Below are 19,832 nucleotides of genomic sequence, written 5' to 3' on the forward strand. Positions count from 1 at the left end.
GACATGGACCAGAATATCATCTTGATCACCGGCGGTACAGGTTCCTTCGGAAAAACCATCTTACGAGATTTGCTCCAAGCCAACGTTGACGAGATCCGCATCCTCAGTCGAGACGAGGAAAAGCAGGATGCCCTCCGCAACTTAATTAATGACCCCCGCGTTCGCTTCTATATTGGCGATGTACGGGACCGGGCGAGTGTTGACCGGGCAGCGAAAGGAGTCGATGCAATTTTTCATGCTGCTGCGCTCAAACAGGTACCGAGTTGCGAGTTCTTCCCACTTGAAGCAGTGCGCACCAACATCCTTGGCTCCGAAAACATCATTCGTTCGGCGATCGAGAACGTAGTACCAAGCCTCGTATGCCTGTCTACGGACAAGGCGGTCATGCCGATCAACGCAATGGGAATGAGCAAGGCGTTGCTTGAAAAGGCCGCCCAAGCTGCTGCACGTGAAATCGGCCCTCAAGCAAGGACCACGATTAGCTGTGTGCGCTATGGCAACGTCATGTATTCGCGCGGATCGGTCATCCCGCTCTTTGTCAAGCAAATAAAGGAAAGTCGTGCGATTACCGTGACCGAGCCGAAAATGACCCGGTTCCTCATGCCTTTGCGCGACAGCGTGGCCCTAGTACGTTTTGCCTTCACGCATGCACGGCAAGGGGACTTATTCGTTAAGAAAGCTGCCGCCTCGACCATTGCGGACCTGATCGAAGCGCTGAAGGAATTGTTCGGCGTGCCGGACCACCCCGTCGAGGTGATCGGCTGGCGGCATGGCGAGAAGCTCTATGAGACGCTGGCGAGCGCCCAGGAACTGGCGACCGCCGAGGACATGGACGAGTACTGGCGCCTGCGGCTCGACGCGCGCGACCTCAACTACGCGGCCTATTTCGACGAAGGCGAGCGCGAGACGGCGACGCTGCAGGACTACCACTCGCATAACACGCAGCGGCTCGACGTCGCCGGGGTGCGCGACCTGCTGCTGACGCTGCCCGAGATCCAGGCCGAGCTAGCTGATTGGACGGCGAGCCGGGCATGAAGATCGTCGTCACCGGCGCGCGGGGCCTGCTCGGCTGGCACGCCGCCGCGCGGCTGCACGCACGCAACTGCGACGCACGCTTCCGCGGCGATGCGGAGCCATTTGAGCTGGTGTGCCTCGACCGCGATGCGTTCGGCGACGACGCGAATCTCGCCGCAGCGATCTCCGGAGCGGACGCTGTGCTGAATTTCGCCGGCATCAACCGCGGCACCGACGACGATGTCGAGGCCGGCAATCCGGCAATCGCCACGCGGCTGGTCGAGGGCTGCAAGGCCGCCGGCGCCGCGCCGCATATCGTTTACGCCAACAGCGTCCATTGCTCGCGCGACAATTCCTACGGTCGCTCGAAAGCCGGGGCGGCCCGGATCCTGCGCGATTTTGCCGGTTCAAAGTTCACCGACCTAGTCCTGCCGCACATCTTCGGCGAGTGCGCGCGACCTGACTATAACAACGTCACCGCCACGCTGATCGACCGGATTGCGAGAGGCGAGACGCCCGAGATCAACCCGAACGGCGCGGTCGAGCTGCTCCACGCGGGAGAAGCGGCCGACCTTGCGATCGCCGCCGCGCTTGAGGGCGGACCAGACCTGCTCGAACCGCAGGGCCGCAAACTCAAGGTGAGCGAGCTCTACGACACTCTGCTCGGCTTCCACGCCAGCTATACGGGGAACGTCTTTCCCGACCTTTTGGACCCCTTCGACCTAGCGCTGTTCAACAGCTACCGCACCGGGCTTTACCCGCAGCACTATCCGCGCATGCTTAAGCTCAACTCGGACGCGCGCGGCACGCTGTTTGAGGCGGCCAAGGGCGGCAATGCATCGCAGAGTTTCCTATCCACAACCGCGCCCGGCATCCGCCGCGGCGACCATTTTCACACCAGCTTGGTCGAGCGGTTCCTCGTGGTGCGGGGCGAGGCGGTCATCCGCATCCGCAAGGTGCTGACTGACGAGGTCGAGACCTTCACCGTGTCGGGCCGCGAACCGGCGGCAATCGACATGCCGCCCTTGCACACTCACCACATCGAGAACACCGGCAAGGGGGAACTGCTGACCTATTTCTGGGCCCATCGGATGTTCGAACCGCTAAATCCCGACACCTTCGCCGATCCGGTGCTAGGGGCCGATTGATGGGCAAGCTCAAGATCACTACAGTCCTCGGTACGAGGCCGGAAATCATCCGGCTTTCGCGCGTGCTCGCGCGGCTCGACGAGTACGTCGATCACCGCATCGTCCATACCGGGCAGAACTGGGACTACGAACTCAACGAGGTGTTTTTCAGCGACCTTGGCGTGCGCGCGCCGGACAACTTCCTCGGCGTCGATACCTCCAGCCTCGGCACGGTTCTGGGCGGCACGCTGATCGCCATCGAGCAGGAATTCCGCGTGCACCGGCCCGACGCGATGCTGGTGCTGGGCGACACCAATTCCTCGATCGCCGCGATCATGGCGCGGCGGATGAAGATCCCTATTTACCACATGGAAGCAGGCAACCGCAGCTTCGACCGCAACGTGCCGGAAGAGACCAACCGCCGGCTGGTTGACCACATCGCCGACTTCAACCTCGTTTACACCGAGCATGCGCGGCGCCACCTGCTGAGCGAAGGCATCGAGCATCGGCGGATCTATCTCACCGGCTCGCCAATGCGCGAGGTGCTCGACCATTACCGCGATGCTATTGCCGCCTCCGGCGTGCTGGGCGAGCTAGGGCTGGAAGAAGACGGCTACTACGTCGTATCGATGCACCGCGAGGAAAACGTCGACAGCCACGCGCGGCTCGCCTCGCTTGTGGCCACGCTCAACGAACTGGCTGCGCGCTACGATATGCCCGTCATCGTCTCGACACACCCGCGCACGCGCAAGCGCCTCAAGGAGCTCGAGGATGTCGAGCTCGACGAACGGGTGCGCTACCTCAAGCCTTTCGGCTTCCACGACTACAACCGGCTGCAGGCCTCCGCGCGCTGCGTGATTTCGGACAGCGGAACGATTGCCGAGGAGAGCTCCATCCTCGGGTTCGCCGCGATCACCCCGCGCGACGCGATCGAGCGGCCCGAGGCGATGGACACCGGCAACATCATCGTCACCGGATTCGACCGGGAAACGATCATGGCCGCGATCGAAGCGGCGGTCGCCTTGCAGGGCGAGCGAGATGCGAGCGGCAAGGTGCCGGCGATCCCGGCCGAATACGAGGTTACGAACACCTCCGAGCGGATGCTCAAGCTTATCCTTGGCACGGCGAGACTGTCGAACGGATGGGACGGGATCCGGCTGCACGACCATGTGTGACCGTGCCGGGACCGCCCCACGCCGCGTGCTGATCCTCTATCGCCACTACCGGCCGGACAGCCCGCCCTATGCGACCATGCTCGCGATGCTGGCGGAGCGGCTGGCGGGGGAGGGCCACGCGATCAATGTCTGGACCGAGCAGCCTAGCTACAAGTCGAACGATGCTGCGCTCAACTTGCCCGGCGGGTCTAACGAAGGCGGCGTGAGGGTCGAGCGCATGGCGCGCCTGCCGCTCTATGGCCGCCTCGGCGCGATGCGCCTGCTCGACAAGGTGCTGTTCCCGCTGCGGCTGGTGCTCAAGGCGCTGCTTCGCTGCCTTGCGGGTGAGCGCTACGACGTCGTCTGGACCGCAACCATCCCGCCGATCGCACAGGGCCTCGCCGGGCGCATGGTCGCGCGCATCTTCGGCGCGCGGTTCGTTTATCACTGCCAGGACTTGTACCCCGAGATCGCGGTCCACGTGGGTCTTTGGCGCGGGGGCGGCCTGCTGCATTCGCTGAGCCGCAGGGTCGAGCGGGCGACGCGGTCAAAGGCTGATCCTCTGGTCACGCTCTCGCCCGACATGGCCCGGACAGCGACGGCCTTAACCAAGCCTCGCTCGCTCGTCGTCCTTAACAACTTCGCGCTGGAGGAACTCGGCGACCCGGCGGAATTCCCAGAGCGGGGATTCTCGCTCGACGCGTCGTTGAAGCTGACCTTCGCCGGCAACCTCGGACGTTTCCAGGGCCTCGAATTGGTCGCGGAGGGTGTCGCGCAGGTCGACCAGCAGCGCTGCCCGGTCCAACTGCAGTTCATCGGCGAAGGCACCGCGCTTCCCGCGCTTCGCGAGCGTGCGCGGTCAGTCCCCGCGATCGGCTTCGAGCCGCACCGCCCGTTCGCCGAGGCGCGTCCGCTGATCGCCGCTGCGCACGTCGGGCTGGTGGCACTCGAGCCGGGCATCATCGATTTCGCGTTTCCGTCGAAGACCATGACTTACCTCTCGCTCGGCCTGCCGATTCTCGCGCTGGTCGAGAGGGATAGCTCGCTTGCCGCCATGCTTGCCGAGCGCCGGCTCGGTTGGACTATTTCGCGCCGCGAGCCGGAAGCGGTGGCGGATATCCTGCCAAGGGTGCGCAGCGAGGTGCTGGCGGGAGGCTATACCCGCGACCGGATCATTGCCGAGGCAAGCGACCTGTTTGCCTTCGATCGCGCCGCGCAGGTCTGGGGGCGCGACATTCTGCGCTAGGTAAGGCTGACCTGCGTCAAGCCGTTTTGGCCCGGGTACATCGTGCGAATCGCCAGCGCCGGGTCCAGCACGAAGTGATGCGCGACGAGCGAGGCCAGCACCGCCTCGGTGTGCAGCGTCGTGCGCAGGTCTCGGTTCTCGAACAGCTGCGAGGGCGCGAGGCCGGGCCAGTCGGCCTTGATCCCGCTACGCGGCAGGTTACCGCCGAGCGCATAGAGCGCGCTGCCGGTGCCGTGATCGCTCCCGGCAGTGCCGTTAGTCCGTGCGGTGCGGCCGAATTCGCTGACGATCGTCACCAGCGTGCTGCGCCATTGTTCACCCAGCCCAGCGTGCAGCGCGTCGAGCGTGGCCGACAGCTGCTCGGTCAGCCGGTCCAGCCGGCCCAACTGGTTGCTATGCGTGTCCCACCCGGTGCTTTCGATCATCACCACGTCGGGTCCGTCGGGCCGCTTGAGGAAGCCGCTCGCCAGCGTGCCGAGCCGCTGTGCTAGGCCTTGGTCCGAAACGTCCTGCTCCTGCCCAGCGGTGCGGGTTTGCACCGCGCGCTCCCACATGGCGCCGAGGCTCGGGTCGCCGCGGCCGAGTAGGCCGGCGATGCGGCTGTAGTAATCCTCGTCGAACCCGGCGGATGCCGCCGGATCGTAGCTCGCCACCGCGCCGGGTCCGGCCAGTGAGGGCGGGATCTCGTGCGACAGCGCCAGCGCCGAAACCTTGCCGGGTGGCAGCGCCAGCATGCGGTTGAGGACGCCGATCTTTTCCGAATAGGGGCGCGGCCCGCCCGTCTCGAGCAAGTTTTGCGCATCGAAGTGCGAGCGACTCGGATTGCTCAAGCCGACCGCGTGGAACAGCAAGGCTTCGTTGGCGGCAAATCGGTCGGCAATGCTCGTCAGCTTTGGGTGCAGCGCAAACATCGAATCGAGCTTGTGCCGCCCGTCCTCCTCGGCCAGTGCGCCGCGCGTTTTGGCGAAGTCCGGGTCTCCGACCGGCGCGAGCATCGAGAGCCCGTCGGCCGCGCCGCGCAGCAAGACGAACACCATTTTGCGGCCGGTTGCCGCGCCGTTTGCGGCGAGCAGCGGGCCGCCGGCGACGGCATAAAGCGTCCCGGCGGCGCTTGCTGCGAGCATGTTGCGGCGGGTAATCGGGGTTATCAGCGCCATTGGAAGTCTCGGCTCATGAGCAGGAGAGATAGACCCTGCGCCTTGTCGCCCGCGGCGGCGACCGCGCCTCGCGTCACATCGCTCAGCTGGTCGCCGAAAGCGTGAGCCGCGATATCGCGCGGGTCGTAGGCGCCGCTCTTGCGCATCGAGATGATCTTGGCGAGGTTGGCGCGCTTTATCAGCCCGTCGGACGCGAGCCATTCAGCCTGGATGTCGGGGAAGCCCGCCGGCGAGCCCGGCTCCCAGGTTGACTGGCCGAGGCGGCCGAGCCAGGTGGCAATGAAATTGCCCTTTGGCGTCTCGACACCCGCGGTGCGCAGCGCCGATACCGTCCAGTCCCATGGCGACTTGTACTTGAGCATACCCGGCTGCCAGGCCGCGTCCTCGTTTATCAGCGCGAGGTAGGTCGTCTTGAGGTCCCCGCCGCTCGAATGGAAGGCATCGGCGATGCGGCTCACGCAATCCGCCGGGGGGGCGTCGGCGAAAAAGTGCCGGGCGAGCTTGGTGGCAACAAAACTGGCGGCCGACTGGTGCGCGGCGATGTCGAGCAGGATCGCGCGAGCCTGGTTCGCCTCGCCGGGCGGGTAGGTTTTGCCCATGAGCACGCGCGAGCCAGGCTCGTGTCGGTTGGCTTCGAACACGAAGCCGCCGGCGTCACCATCGTCCATCGCCTTGGTGCCGCCCGCCAGCCCTGCGACGGTGTAGCCAGTCAGCGCCTTCGCGAGCTCGATGACATCGGCTTGGACATAGCCAGAGCGCACACCCAGCGTGTGCAACTCCATTATTTCCCGCGCTAAATTCTCGTTGATCCCCGAGTTGCGCCGCTCCTGGGCGCTGCGCCATCTGCCAAGCACGCTGTTCGGCCCGACCGAGCGCGACTGGTCAAGGAAGACCAGCATCGCCGGGTGCGTTTCGGCTGCCAGCACGAGGTCGGCGAACTTTCCGGTCACGTGAGGGCGGATCGCGCTGTCCTCGTAGTCGGGCGCGAGCGAGCGGGTGACCTTGGTGTCGGCCGAAACCGCGAAGTGGTTCGACCAGAAGTTTACGAGCCGCTCGACGAACGGCGTTTGCGTGATCCGCGCCCGCTCGACCCGGTCTGCGATCCGCGCGCGGTAGGCGTCGTAGAAGTTGCGCCGCATGTCGGCATCGGCTGCCGCTTGCATCTGGCTGACGAGCTCCGCGGGGTTTCCGGGCGATGTCGCCACCGCCGGATCCCATCCGGCCAGCTGCTGGATCAGCCAACCCTTGGGGTCGCTGCTCGGTTGCTCGTTGGGTGCGAGCCCGTAACCGAAGCGGTGATGCGCGATGTATGACCGTTGGTCGACCATGCCGGCAGAATCATACCAGCGGACTTAACCTAAGCAAAATGCGGCGGTCAGATTGCCGCGCACTTGTTGCATTATGGCATTTGGCCTAGCAGAAGCCGTCGCAGAAACCGTATCAGGGGAGCCAAGAGTTGATCGAGAAACCGGCCGGCCGCGCGGCAGCGCTCGACCTAGGCCGTTTCATCGCAGCGCTCGCTGTATATGGCTATCACATGCTCTATCTCGACGTGCAGGTGGGCCGCATACCGTGGGCCAGCGCGCTCGGGCCGATCATGTCCTACGGATACCTCGGCGTGAATTTCTTCTTCATGCTGTCGGGCTACGTCATTTGCCGTTCGGCCGAGGGCGCCACCCGGTTCGAATTCGCGCGCAACCGCGCAACCCGGCTCTATCCGGCCTTCGTCATCTGCGGTGTGCTGACCAGCCTCATGCTGATCGTCGCAGGTCACGGTGTGTCGCCCCTGCGGTTCGTCGCCAACATGACGTTCCAGGCCAAGGCGCTGGGCTTTTCCTTCCTCGACCCGGTCTATTGGTCACTTGCCGCCGAGACGCTGTTCTACGCCGCTGTCTTCCTGATCGTCATCGGCCCGGCTCTGCGCTCGCGGCTGCGGATGGTGCTGGTGGTCTGGGCCGTACTGGCCGTGCTGCCGATCGGCGGTCCGGCGGCGATCCTGCTTAACCTCAAATGGGCGCCCTATTTCGGCGTCGGCATCGCGCTGCACCTGATCCAAGCCGACCGGCGCGGTTTCGACAAGGGACTGTTCGCGCTCTATGCGCTGCTCGCGCTTTACGGGGCATGGAGCGAGGCCGGGACTGTCGGCAAGCAATTCGACTTGCGGCCGGCCCCGCTGGTCGCGGCGGTGCTCGTGTTCGCCATGGCAGCGATCCTACCGTGGCTCAGCCGGGTCGAGCTTTCGAAGAGAGGATACACGGTCGCCTTCGTACTCGGAGGGATGAGCTACCCCCTTTACTTGCTGCACAATCAGTTCAACCGCCCGCTGCTCATCGCCAGGTGGGAGCACGGCTTGCTCGCCGTGCTGGTGGAGAACGCGGGTCTGATGCTGTTGTGCTATCTAGTGTTCAAGTTCGAGGAGAAGATCCGCCGCTCGCTGCGTGCGCTCGATTTCGCGCGCTACAGGCCCGGGCGGCGGGTCGAGACCGGTGCCTGACGGGGCCGAGCGGTGACCCGCTATCAGGAAATCCTCAAGCGTGCGTTCGACGTCGTGGTGTCGGGGCTCGCGATCCTGCCCGCCGCTCCGGTCATCGCCGCCTGCGCGCTCGCCGCACGACGCGACACCGGAGCGAGCGGGATCTTCAGCCAGCAGCGCGTCGGGCGCGGCGGCAGGCTTTTCACGGTCTACAAGATCCGCACTATGCGCGCGGTCGGCGGGCCGACGGTGACAACCGCGGGTGATGCCCGTATCACCCCGCTCGGGGCGAAGATGCGGCGCTGGAAGCTCGACGAGCTGCCGCAGCTGTGGAACGTGCTCAAGGGCGACATGAGTTTAGTTGGCCCGCGGCCCGACGTGCCGGGGTTCGCCGACAGGCTGACGGGCGAGGAGCGCGACATGCTGCGGCTGCGCCCGGGCATCACCGGCCCGGCCACGCTCAAGTACCGCGACGAGGAAACCCTGCTCGCCGGGCAGGCCGATCCCGAGCGCTACAACGCGGAGGCTGTCTGGCCGGACAAAGTCGCGATCAACCTTGCCTACATGAACGACTGGTCGCTGGGCCGCGACATCGCGCTGATCTGGCGCACTGTGGCCGGGTCCTGAGCGTGAGCGGTGCCGTCTGGACCCCGGTTGTGATCCTCGGCGCGGGGCGTTCTGGGACCAACATCCTGCGCGACTGCCTAGTGGGCCTACCGGGCTTCGCGACCTGGGACTGCGACGAGATCAATCCGGTCTGGCGGGTCGGGCAGGCGCGGCGGTCGGACGACGAGTTCTCCCCCGCCGACCTGACCCCGACGGCGCGGCGAGTCATCGGCCACGCCTTCGCGCGGATCGCCACCCGCGACCCCGGAACGCGGTTCGTGGTCGAGAAGACCTGCGCCAACAGCCTGCGTCCCGGATTTGTCGATGAAGCGCTCGATGGCGCGCGTTTCATACAAATAGTGCGCGACGGACGCGACGTCGTTCCGAGTGCGATGAAGCGCTGGCGCGGAGAGCTCGAAGTTGACGGCCGCTCATACTTCATCGCCAAGGCGCGCAATACGCCGCTGCGAGAGCTGCCTTACTATCTGTGGCAATTCGCCGTCCGTCGGCTTGGTATGCTCCTCGGCAGGAGTGAGCGGCTGTCGCGCTGGGGGCCGCTCTATCGCGGGCTGGAGGATGACGCCAACGTCCCGCTGTCGCTGATCTGCGCGCGGCAATGGGCGAAGAGCGTCGAGCGGACCAACGACTATCTCGCAACCCTGCCGGCCGAGCGCTGGTACTGTCTTGCCTACGAGGATTTCGTGGCCGACCCGGCGGGTGAATTGCGGAAAGTAGTGCAATTCCTCGGCGCTAAGGTATCCGACGATCAGCTGGCCAGTGCGGTCGGTACAGTCCGCACGAAAAAGGGCGGTAGCGGGAAGGGCCTCGATCTGCTCGATGCGGCGGAACGCGAACCGGCATTAGCGACAATGCAGCCACAGCTGGAGCGGTACAGATACCTAAGGAACGCGGTATGAGGATCTGGCTTTCGCGGCCACACATGGGCGAGAAGGAACAAGAGTATGTGAGCGAGGCCTTCGCCGACAATTTCATTGCGCCGGCCGGCCCGCAGCTCGAGGGGTTCGAGCGGGCGATGGAGGAATATCTCGGGGAGAGCGTCCACTGCCTCGGCGTGGCGAGCGGCTCCGCCGCGCTGCATCTTGCGCTGCATATGTGCGATCCAAACCCCGGCGACGAGGTGTGGGTTAGTTCGATGACCTTTGCCGGCGGGGTTTTCCCGATCCTTTATGCCGGGGCGACGCCGGTCTTCTTCGATCTCGACGAGGCGAGCTGGACGGTCGATCCAGAGTTGCTGGCTGACGCGCTGGGCAAGGCGTCGCAGGCGGCCAAGTTGCCAAAGGCAATCGTGCCGGCCGACCTTTATGGCCAGAGCTGCGACATCGACGCATTGGAGGCAATCGCTGCTCGCTACGAAGTGCCGTTGGTGATCGATAGCGCTGAATCCGCCGGGGCCTCGTGTCGCGCACGCAAGGCCGGAACCGGTGGAGAGATGGCCATCCTCTCATTCAATGGCAACAAGATCATCACCACCGGCGGCGGCGGAATGCTGGTTTCGCGCAATGCCGCGCGGATTGAAAAGGCACGATTCTTATCCACACAGGCGCGCGAACCTGCACCGCATTACGAGCACAAGGAATACGGTTTTAATTATCGACTGAGCAACGTCTCGGCGGCAATTGGCCTCGGTCAGCTAGCGGTGCTCGACAAGCGCGTCGCGGCGCGGCGACGGATCTTCAAGCGCTATGCTCGCCTGCTGGGCGACCTGCCGGGCATCGCCTTCATGCCCGAGCCGCAATGGTCGTATTCTACGCACTGGCTGACCACGCTGACAATTGACCCGGCGCAAAGTGGGGGAGTTACCCGCGAAAACCTGCGGCGCGCGCTAGCAGAGCATGAGATCGAGAGCCGACCACTTTGGAAGCCAATGCACCTGCAGCCACTGTTCCAGGGCACCCGTTATGTAGGGCGCGGGTTCGACGAACGGTTGTTCCGCGACGGATTGTGCCTGCCTTCAGGCAGCGACCTGACTGATGTCGAGCAAGACGAAGTGATCGGTATTGTGAGAGCGTTTTTCAGAGCCTAAAATGGTTGCCGTCGTCCATTACGAACGCGTCTCTCGCCCAAATCGCTTCAGTATCGAGCGTGTCGCTGAGCTACTGCGCAACAATCTCCCGAGCGACATCGCGGTTACCGTGTGGTACGCCGGCGACGGGCTTCGCTCGTGGGTCGGTCGCTGGAGCGATGCGCGAGCGGCTGTCCGCGCTCAGGGCGAGGTGAATCACATCCTCGGCGATGCACACTACCTTGGCTGGCTACTCGATCCTCGGCGCACCATTCTGACGGTGCACGACACGGAGTCGCTCGACCGGATGCGCGGGTTGCGGCGCGCTGTGTTCCGATATCTATGGTACACGCTGCCGTTAGCGCGTTGCGCGAAAGTGGTGACGATTTCGCAGGCTACGCGCGATTCGCTGCTGCGGCACGTCTCGGTACCCGAGCATCGACTCGTTGTCATTCCCGATCCTGTCGCACCACTCGCTGGATCTGAGGGCCGCTCGGATGAGGCCAGATCTCGTCCGCGCAGGATTTTGCACATCGGCACCAAGACAAACAAGAACCTCGTGAACCATGTTGCCGCCCTCGCTGGCCTCGATGTCGAGTTGTGGGTCGTCGGGCGGCTGGATACGGCGCAGCGAGTACTGCTCGATGCCTCCTCATTCAAGTACAAGAACTTCGTTAACATTACCGAGGTGGAGCTCGGCCGCCTTTACCGAGAGGCCGATTGCCTGCTGTTTGCCTCCCTCGTGGAAGGCTTCGGAATGCCCGTTGTCGAGGCACAGTTGATCGGCCTGCCAGTCGTTACTAGCAATCTTTCCTCACTTCCAGAGGTGGCAGGCGAAGGCGCGCTGCTGGTCGATCCGCGCGACCCGGAGGCGATCCGCGCAGCGGTCAAGCAAGTCCTGACAGACCCGGATCTGCGCGCCTGGCTGGTAGCGGCAGGTCGGGACAATGCCCGGCGGTTCGCCCCGGCCACTGTAGCCGAGAGCTACGCGCGGCTATACCGACAAGTAGCTGCTACCGCCGCATGACTCGTCCGGTCGTCATGCTCTTCTGCCGCACGTACCTGCCGGGCTTCCGTTCAGGCGGACCGGTCCGAACGTTAGCGAATCTCATCGACGCCTTGGGCGATGAGTACGATTTTCGCGTGGTCACGCTCGATCGCGACTGGGGCAGCAATGAGTGCTATCCAGGCGTTGATCACGACCGCTCTATGCCGGTCGGCAAGGCGCACGTGCACTATCTCGATCCTGCACGCATCAGTCCCGCGGTGCTGCGCAGCCTCGTGCGCATGGTACAGCCAAGCCTGATCTACCTCAACAGCCTGTTCGACCTTGCGCTCGCCCGCCGCGTGCTGTTGCTCCGGCGCTTCCGGCAACTGCCAGAAGTGCCGGTGCTACTCGCGCCGCGGGGCCAACTCAATCCGGGCGCGCTGGAACTCAAGGCGGCGACCAAGCGGGCCTATCTTGCGCTTCTCAGACACGGCGGGCTGCTCGACTGCGTGCACTGGCAAGCGACAGGCGAGCCGGAAGCGCAGGCGATCCGTGAGGCGTTGGGTGAGGGATTCATTGCGCGCAACACCGCCGGGTTACACGTTGCACCCAACATCAGCTGCGCGCGCTTCGGTGATCCTGAAAAATGGCAGCCGCGCGCATCGAACGAGCCCCTCCGGATCGTCATGCTCGGCCGCGTAGCGCCAATGAAGAACGTCGATTTCGCCATAAAGGTGCTTGCCGCGATGGAGGAGCCGGCGCGGCTCGACATCCTCGGCCCGCTTGAGGACGCAGATCACCTCGCGGCTTGCCGCGAGGCTGCCAAGAGGATCGGTCCGCGCAGAGAGGTCCACTTTCGCGGCCCGGTCGAACCGGCGGACATTCCCGACCTGCTGGCAAGCTACGACTGTTTCCTTTCACCCACGCGCGGCGAGAATTTCGGGCATGCCATCGCCGAGGCCCTGTCGTCCGGGCTGCCAGCGATAATCAGCGACCGTACGCCGTGGCAGGACCTCGCCAAACAGAAGGCTGGGGAGGTCATCCCGCTTGGCAATCCGGTGGCGTTTGCCCAAAAGCTAGACGAACTGGCCCGAATGCCCGGCAACGAATTGCGGCAACTACATCGCTATTGCATCGATTACGCAAAGGCGTCACTGCGGCAAGCTGCGATCCTGGACGCTAACCGTGCGCTACTCGACATTGCGCGGGGACGGGGCGAATCCGAGCTGAATAGGAAAACGTGGTGCTAATGCGCAGCAAAGCCGCCGAACGTCTGCGGAACCTGATCGAACGCAAGACCGCCACCGTCGGCATCATAGGTTTGGGCTACGTCGGCTTGCCGCTCGCAGCCGCCTGCGCGCGGGCCGGCTATAAGACGCGGGGCTTCGACATCGACAGCGCCAAAATCGATGAGCTCAACGCTGGAAGATCGTACATTGACGCCGTGCCGTCGTCGGAGCTTGCGGCGCTTGTCGAAAAAGGCATGTTCACCTCGACCGCTGACTTCGCGCATTTGGAGGAATGCGACATCGTCATCATATGCGTGCCAACGCCACTCGCGCCCGGGCATGAGCCGGATCTGAGCTACGTCGAAAAGTCTACCGCTGCTATCGCGAAGACACTGCGCGCGGGACAGATGGTGGTGCTCGAATCGACGACTTATCCCGGCACCACGACCGAGGTAATCAAACCGACCCTGGACGCAGGCGGATTGAGCGAGGGCACGGACTACTTCCTTGGGTTCTCACCTGAGCGCGAGGACCCGGGTAACCACCGGTTCAGCACCACGACGATTCCCAAGATCGTTTCGGGTGAGAGCACCATTTCAGCCGATTTGGTTTCCGAATTCTACAGCCGGGTGATCAAGAAGGTTGTACGTGTTTCAAGTACCGCTGTCGCCGAGGCAACCAAGATCACAGAGAACGTGTTCCGGGCCGTTAACATTGCGTTGGTGAACGAGCTCAAACAGGTCTTCGACGTGATGGGCATCGATGTATGGGAAGTAATAGATGCAGCGTCGACAAAGCCCTTTGGCTTCATGCCGTTTTATCCCGGACCGGGGCTAGGCGGTCATTGCATCCCGATTGACCCGTTTTATCTCTCGTGGAAAGCGCGGCAGCATGGATTTCCCACACGGTTCATCGAGCTGGCGGGGGAGATCAACCACTCTATGCCGGCCTACGTGGCGTCGCGCCTCACGGAAGCACTGGATTTACACTTCGCGCTCCCAGTGGACCAAGCTCGCATCTTCGTGCTCGGATTAGCGTACAAGCCAAATGTTTCGGACACCCGCGAAAGTCCGGCACTGAGCCTCATCCAACTCTTGGAGAGACGTGGCGCCCGTGTCGATTTTCACGATCCGCTTATTGGTACTATTCCGAACACCCGCGATTACCCTGAACTCGCCGGACGCACTTCCTCACCTTTGGAAGTAGGGAAGTTGTCCAGTTATGACGGCGTGTTAATTGTCACCGATCATTCATCCGTAAACTACGATCTGGTGGCCAAAGAGGCCAAGATGATTGTGGACACCCGCAATGTAATGCGTGGCCGGCTGTGCACGGGCATATTGGTCAAAGCGTAGTGACCGGGGGCGGGAGGTTGACAACCCTTCTTTATTAGGGGCCTGAGTGAAATGCTTGCAATCAATGCAATTATCCAAAAGCACACGGCCTTCATGCTCGTATTGTTACTGGTGGCGGCGCTGATTTCGCCACTTAGCCTTACTAGTTCTACCATTCTGATATGCCTTGGCGGACTCTTGTCGGTCTTCATCGCCGGCGCCGGCCTCACAACCGTTCGATTATTGAAACTGGACGGTACACTTGTCTGGATGCCAATTACGATATTTGTCATATCGTCGGCTTTGTTTTATGGCTTTGGGCCTCTGGCTTTTGTGTTCGGAAGCGAAGGTACGAAGGCATACCTAGCGCTTAGACTCGTGCGAGCGTCGCCCGAGGACTTGCTCCGTGCAACGCAATTGAGCTTTCTTGGCATTACGCTAGTGTTCGCGGGCGCCGCCGCGGCATTAACTTTCTTGGAACGGGAAGGAAAAGCGAAAGCTAAGGACGTCGCAAGAAGTCCGTTTTCTCCCGGAATGCTCGCGGCCGTATTCCTGATAGTAGGCTTGGTCCTGAAATACGCAATATGGTACCCGGCAACATGGGGTGTAGTGGACTTTACTGTGCCTGGTTTTGTGGCACTTTTCGCCGCCCTTGCGGCACTTGGTTTTGGACTTTTCGCCTTTGTAGCCTTTTCACGGGGAGGCGCACTAATTGGCGCTTTTTTTGCGCTCTGGTTGATAGACTTTTTGTGCACGACACTTAACTTTGCTAAATTCGACCTTATGTTGGCGATTGCCTTTCCCTTGGCGGGGTATTTTCTAGCCACTCGTAACTTTGCAGTAACGACTTTCGCGGTTATGGCGGCTCTCGCAACCTACTCCTATTCGCAGCCAATGATGAATTACGCGCGGTACGTAGGGGTGACGGACGAGAACGCTGCTGGTTACGCTGAGCGGGCGGAGACGATCTACTACTACGTTACCGAGCGTCCAGACATAATACAAAACGCAAACTATCTGGATTCGCAGAGATGGTGGACGAGGTTCGAGTTCGCCGCGAAACAGGCCTTTGCCATGAATCTTCGTGATAACGGCGTGACAAGTCAATCGCTTGCGCAGCTTCCTACGGTGTTCATTCCGCGAATCTTCTGGCCCAATAAACCTGAGTTACGCAGCCCCGGCCAAGACTTTTACTACCTGGTCTCCGGTCGCACTACGACGCGAATGTCAATTTCGGTCTACGCAGATCTATATTGGCAATTCGGATGGGTCGGCGTCATCTTGGGCTCGCCGCTGATAGGCATCGGCCTGGCATTGATGACGAACAAGCTCTTGCCGCACATTCGCGCGCGAGACTTCGCTTATTTTCCTCTCGTTCTCATCGGCGTTAGATACGCTTTGGTCGATCCTAACAAATATGTGATAAATGGCGTTCTCTCAACGGCCGCTTTCTTCATACTTTACGCAGTTGCCATCCAGTTCGCGGTCAGAGTTGTAAGCGAGAGCTTCCGAGACAGCGCTTCCAAACATGCTTCCCAAGTTCACTGAACCTTTTAGGTGCGAAGTCTCATCAAGATTTGTGCGCGCCTTGGCGCAGTGGCAATCCGCGCAGGACGGACGACGTCTGCCTTAATGCTCGCGATCGGTTTTCTAAACCTCGCAATCGGCCTTCTAACGACTGTACTCCTCGCGCAGCTCCTGCCAAGGGCGGGCTACGGAGAATACGTCTTGGCCTTGAGCGTCGCTAGTATAGCTGCGCTGCCCGTAGAGCTTGGACTGCCCACCCTCATGATGCGGGAGATCGCCAGGTTTCGCGCCGAGGACAAGAATGAACTCATAGCGGCAATCATAGCCTGGGTATTGGCGTTCGTATCATGTTCCTTCGTGTTCATCGCAGTTGCTTTCCTTGTGTACTACATCACAGTGCGGTCGGAGAAAGTCTCAGAATGTCTCCAGATCCTATCAATGCTCCTTTTGCTCCCGCTTGCGCTTATGAATTGGGCCCGCGGTATTCTCCAAGGGTTTGATAAACCTGTGCAATTTGCTTTGCCGGACAGTATATTTCGCCCCGTGCTTTTGTTAATTTTCGTCGGCCTACTAGTGGTCGCGGGCGCTCTGTCCCCTATGATGGTGATGGCTGCCCATGTAACGGCCGTCTCACTCTGCTTCTGGTGGTCGATTTCTCGCGCCGCGAAGATCTTGAGATCTTCCGGCGTGCGGTGGCGATTTAACCGCTCCGATCTGCGCGCGCGAGAATGGCTGGCTTCTCTGCTGCCGATTACCTTGGTCTCCGGCGTCCGCGTGGTTAACCGGCGCATCGACATTGTGATTGTGGGGGCTCTAAGCTCTACCGCGACGGTTGCCGTCTATAATGTATCTCTCCAGATTACTAGTGTTGTTCTGGTGGCCCAGACAATCCTCAATCAGTCGCTTGGACCCAAGGTCGCAATGGCACACCACAAAGGTAATACCGAGCAGCTGCGCCGGGAAATCGCCGCCAGTTCGATAATTTCCGCTTCTGCCGCGGTGATTTTCAGCGCGACTATCATCTTGGGAGGAAAGTGGGCTATCCCCCGGATCTTTGGTGAGGATTACGCGCATTCCTATAGCCTCGTGTGTATATTGTGCCTTGGGCAACTTTTCAGCGCACTGATGGGTCCTACAGCATTGCTTCTGAACATGTCTCGGCTCGAGGGAAAGACACTACGCACGGGCATCCTCTCTGCGATCGTTGGCATTTCTCTCGCAGCGCTCCTTGTTCCGCCTTTGCATGGTGTAGGCGCAGCCATTGCCGCGAGTGCGACGTTAGTTGCGATCCAAGCCCAGAGATGGTGGATGGTAAAAGAACACATTGGAGTGCGGTGCGATATATTTTCCGCCGTGTCCTTTCTTTTCCACCGAACTTGAGAGGAACCAAGCGAAGTGCATTATTCTGATGAACTAATCTTTTTACACCTCCAAAAAACCGGGGGCAACCATGTCGTCTCCTTACTGGAACAGTATTTCAACTTGTCACAAAAAGGGAAGCATACTGGCATCCTGGGGGGAGTCTCACGTCCGCATGTTTGGGTAGGCATCCGAAACCCTTGGGACTGGTATGTTTCATTGTGGGCCTACGGTTGCCAGTCGGAAGGTAGTCTATGGGCATACCTCACTGCCAGCCGAGTGCAGAGTATGATTAGGCTGACAGGGCTTTATGGCGGACGACCGCCTAGCTGGCCGATAGGAATTCGGCAACTCAAGGCTGTCCCATTCAAGGACGCCGACGCATGGAGGGAGCTTTACAGGGACGCAAGCGATCCTCAGGCCTTCCGACGCTGGCTCCGGCGGCTCCACAGCCATCCTGGTCAACGGCAAACCGGTGAAGACTATTCCGCGATGCCCCTGGCGTCTACTTGTGGGCTGATGACTGTGAGGTATTTGGAAATCGTCAGTGACGATCACAACTGGAAACAGCACCGACTTCAGTTGCGATCCCCCGAGGATGCAGAAAATTATCGCGCAAAGTACTCAGCAGCCACCCGGTTTATCAGAACTGAGAATTTAGAAGCTGACCTTGCTGTTGCGCTCTCGGACACCAATCGGCATGTTCCAGTCAGGGAACTACGTAAGGTACCTACCAATCGATCTCGTCACCACTCCCCAGCTTATTACTACGATGACGAGACTAGATCATTAGTCGCGCATAGGGATCGTGTCATAATAGAAACGCACGGGTATTCTTTTCCTAACCCCTAGCCGCTTGGTCGCATAGCGCTTGGTACTTGGACGCGAGTTCAGGGTCGCGTTCAAGGAGCGGAGACGCGAGACCACTTTCTGCGTCTCGGACTGCGCGAGAAGGATCAATAGAGGTGCGACCGCGATATTGCGGCGTGTGCCGGAATCCCTCAAGGACGCAGGGATCAAATGGAAGGTTCAGAAACTCCAGAGCGGCGCGTATTGCCATTTCAGGCCGCTGAACGAGGTCATCAAAGTGCAATATTGAAAGTTTTGGCCTGTGGTCGAGAGAAGCGCTCAACTCGTATAGGATTTCAACTAAACGTCGCCACCGATACTCTGCTGTGCCCCGCGACTGATTTCCACGCCTCCTAATGGACGATATAACTTGTTCGGGGCCCCTAATAATTCCTATAATGTGCAGATCGGGGGCGCGGCGCTGGTAGTCCTTAATGCTAAGCCTTGATTTGCGAAATCCGCCTAAAGGAATAGGGCTTCCTCGAAGGTGGCGCACGATATTAGATGCCTTTCGCAACTGCATACCGACCCAATCTCGTAGTCGCATTTGAATCGTATGATTTAATTCGATTTGGTGCGGAGCACATAATTTAACCCCGCTGACGGGCTTGGCAAGTATTCGCAAGGATGCGCCCGTTAGCTCTTCGTTAAGCAAGCTAATATCTGGATGACAACTAAGCATAGCTGCCAGGAGCGTCGTTCCAGAACGAGGAGCGCCCAAGACCAATAAGTGAACGTTTTTAGAGCTCATAACGGAACTGCAACGTTTGCATGGTCAAAAGCCATAACATTAGCTCCAGTCCGCTCAATTATATCCTCTCGGATCAAAACAAAGTTAGTTTCGAAAAATCTCTCGAGCTCTGGATGCCAAGCCTGGTGAATCTCGACGCCTTCTGATGTAAGGGCTCCGAGTTTGTAATTGCGCCCTTCAATCCAATTGAAGACATCCCTCAAATTGTACCCAAAGTCCATCCATCGCCAGTTGTACTCGAACTGGCAAATTTCAATGCGTGCAGCGTCAAAGAGTTTTTTCGCGCCCTTTATCACATTAAAATCATTACCTTCGGTGTCAATTTTGATTAGCCGGATGGGGCCGTTGAATGAATTTAGTGGGTATTCATCCAATCGGATCAAAGGAACATCAATGAGATGTCCACGCGCCTCAGGCCCCGCTATTCCGCTGTTACCCGTCTTTTCACCGGTTACGTCGAAAGAAGCCCACCCGCTGTTATCGCTGACAGCAACCCTCTCAAGAGCGACGCAGGCTCCGGATGACGCTTGTATCAGTCGAGATTCCGCCTCACTGGCCTGCGCTGGGGCGGGCTCAAAAGCCCAAAGGAAGGTACGTGCGCGGTCGCTGCCAAGCCTGCGCAAAAGGGCTACGCTCCAGTCACCATGATTAGCGCCCACATCCAAAAATGCCAAGTCACCCTCGGCCGCGCGCCACCAGGGCAACATTTTATCGAGGAGACCGTACTCCCCGTTAACCTCAGGGTGATTGATTAGGTCCCTACGAGCTCCTTGATAAAGGAAGCGCCCCAACTGCCAGATCCGCCGTCTGGGAATGAGCCTCTCGATGGCACCATAGAGGGCCAACTTTCTACGTGCGTTGGACTGGGTTGCTCTCACGGTTCGGCCGTCTAGGTTGTTCGGCTAAGCAGCACCAGAAGTTTTTGAGCGCGAGTAACGCCCGATCTGGAACGTGGCGACAGCAACGGTTAGAGGCTGCTGCAATCTCCTTCAAAG

17 protein-coding genes are annotated in these 19,832 nt (G+C 60.8%); 13 read left to right on the plus strand and 4 right to left on the minus strand.

The features are described from left to right. Positions 1-3: 3 nt before the first annotated feature. Genes IEW58_RS11795 through IEW58_RS11810 form a run of 4 tightly spaced genes read left to right on the plus strand, consistent with a single transcriptional unit; the run spans position 4 to position 4,541 of the window. Positions 4-1,035, plus strand: coding sequence for a polysaccharide biosynthesis protein (locus IEW58_RS11795; protein ID WP_188645285.1), 1,032 nt, complete (start codon positions 4-6; stop codon positions 1,033-1,035). Continuing rightward, complete coding sequence (locus tag IEW58_RS11800; RefSeq protein WP_188645286.1) at positions 1,032-2,162, plus strand: polysaccharide biosynthesis C-terminal domain-containing protein; 1,131 nt, start codon at positions 1,032-1,034, stop codon at positions 2,160-2,162. Before IEW58_RS11795 ends, IEW58_RS11800 begins: the two co-directional genes overlap by 4 nt. Beyond that, positions 2,162-3,316, plus strand: coding sequence for a non-hydrolyzing UDP-N-acetylglucosamine 2-epimerase (wecB, locus tag IEW58_RS11805; protein WP_188645287.1), 1,155 nt, complete (start codon positions 2,162-2,164; stop codon positions 3,314-3,316). The genes IEW58_RS11800 and wecB overlap by 1 nt, the downstream gene beginning before the upstream one ends. Beyond that, on the plus strand, positions 3,309-4,541 hold the full coding sequence (locus IEW58_RS11810) for a glycosyltransferase family 4 protein (protein ID WP_188645288.1): 1,233 nt from the start codon (positions 3,309-3,311) through the stop codon (positions 4,539-4,541). The genes wecB and IEW58_RS11810 overlap by 8 nt, the downstream gene beginning before the upstream one ends. Here the strand turns inward: IEW58_RS11810 and IEW58_RS11815 are convergent. Both IEW58_RS11815 and IEW58_RS11820 read right to left on the minus strand, forming a co-directional pair. Next, a complete protein-coding gene (locus IEW58_RS11815) occupies positions 4,538-5,698 on the minus strand; it encodes a DUF1501 domain-containing protein (protein ID WP_188645289.1) in 1,161 nt (386 codons plus the stop codon). The genes IEW58_RS11810 and IEW58_RS11815 overlap by 4 nt on opposite strands. Further along, positions 5,689-7,026: a DUF1800 domain-containing protein gene (locus IEW58_RS11820; RefSeq protein WP_188645290.1), complete on the minus strand. Its 1,338-nt coding sequence runs from the start codon at positions 7,024-7,026 to the stop codon at positions 5,689-5,691. Before IEW58_RS11820 ends, IEW58_RS11815 begins: the two co-directional genes overlap by 10 nt. A gap of 128 nt (positions 7,027-7,154) precedes the next feature. On the opposite strand from IEW58_RS11820, the gene IEW58_RS11825 reads away from it, so the two are divergent. From IEW58_RS11825 to IEW58_RS11865, 9 genes are all read left to right on the plus strand, one after another. Continuing rightward, complete coding sequence (locus IEW58_RS11825) at positions 7,155-8,192, plus strand: acyltransferase family protein (RefSeq protein WP_188645291.1); 1,038 nt, start codon at positions 7,155-7,157, stop codon at positions 8,190-8,192. 12 nt (positions 8,193-8,204) lie between these two features. After that, the gene (locus IEW58_RS11830) at positions 8,205-8,798 is read left to right on the plus strand and encodes a sugar transferase (protein WP_188645292.1); all 594 of its coding nucleotides are present in this window, start codon (positions 8,205-8,207) and stop codon (positions 8,796-8,798) included. 2 nt (positions 8,799-8,800) lie between these two features. Next, positions 8,801-9,694, plus strand: a complete 894-nt coding sequence (locus IEW58_RS11835) for a sulfotransferase family protein (RefSeq protein WP_188645293.1) — start codon at positions 8,801-8,803, stop codon at positions 9,692-9,694. Between the two features lie 23 nt (positions 9,695-9,717). Then, entirely contained in the window at positions 9,718-10,821 is a 1,104-nt protein-coding gene (locus tag IEW58_RS11840) for a DegT/DnrJ/EryC1/StrS family aminotransferase (RefSeq protein WP_308419275.1), read from the plus strand. Between the two features lies 1 nt (position 10,822). Then, positions 10,823-11,827, plus strand: a complete 1,005-nt coding sequence (locus IEW58_RS11845) for a glycosyltransferase family 4 protein (RefSeq protein ID WP_188645295.1) — start codon at positions 10,823-10,825, stop codon at positions 11,825-11,827. Between the two features lie 14 nt (positions 11,828-11,841). Then, on the plus strand, positions 11,842-13,038 hold the full coding sequence (locus IEW58_RS11850; RefSeq protein ID WP_188645296.1) for a glycosyltransferase family 4 protein: 1,197 nt from the start codon (positions 11,842-11,844) through the stop codon (positions 13,036-13,038). Continuing rightward, positions 13,038-14,372, plus strand: coding sequence for a nucleotide sugar dehydrogenase (locus IEW58_RS11855; protein WP_188645297.1), 1,335 nt, complete (start codon positions 13,038-13,040; stop codon positions 14,370-14,372). The genes IEW58_RS11850 and IEW58_RS11855 overlap by 1 nt, the downstream gene beginning before the upstream one ends. A gap of 51 nt (positions 14,373-14,423) precedes the next feature. After that, the gene (locus IEW58_RS11860; protein ID WP_188645298.1) at positions 14,424-15,899 is read left to right on the plus strand and encodes a hypothetical protein; all 1,476 of its coding nucleotides are present in this window, start codon (positions 14,424-14,426) and stop codon (positions 15,897-15,899) included. Positions 15,900-15,983: 84 nt separating this feature from the next. Continuing rightward, complete coding sequence (locus tag IEW58_RS11865) at positions 15,984-17,258, plus strand: oligosaccharide flippase family protein (protein ID WP_188645299.1); 1,275 nt, start codon at positions 15,984-15,986, stop codon at positions 17,256-17,258. A gap of 820 nt (positions 17,259-18,078) precedes the next feature. Here IEW58_RS11865 and IEW58_RS14110 read toward each other — a convergent pair. Both IEW58_RS14110 and IEW58_RS11875 read right to left on the minus strand, forming a co-directional pair. Continuing rightward, on the minus strand, positions 18,079-18,837 hold the full coding sequence (locus IEW58_RS14110; protein ID WP_188645300.1) for a sulfotransferase family protein: 759 nt from the start codon (positions 18,835-18,837) through the stop codon (positions 18,079-18,081). Further along, on the minus strand, positions 18,834-19,511 hold the full coding sequence (locus tag IEW58_RS11875; RefSeq protein WP_188645301.1) for an FkbM family methyltransferase: 678 nt from the start codon (positions 19,509-19,511) through the stop codon (positions 18,834-18,836). The genes IEW58_RS14110 and IEW58_RS11875 overlap by 4 nt, the downstream gene beginning before the upstream one ends. Positions 19,512-19,832 lie beyond the last annotated feature (321 nt).

This window comes from Tsuneonella deserti (assembly GCF_014644315.1).
In the GTDB taxonomy this organism is placed as follows: domain Bacteria; phylum Pseudomonadota; class Alphaproteobacteria; order Sphingomonadales; family Sphingomonadaceae; genus Tsuneonella; species Tsuneonella deserti.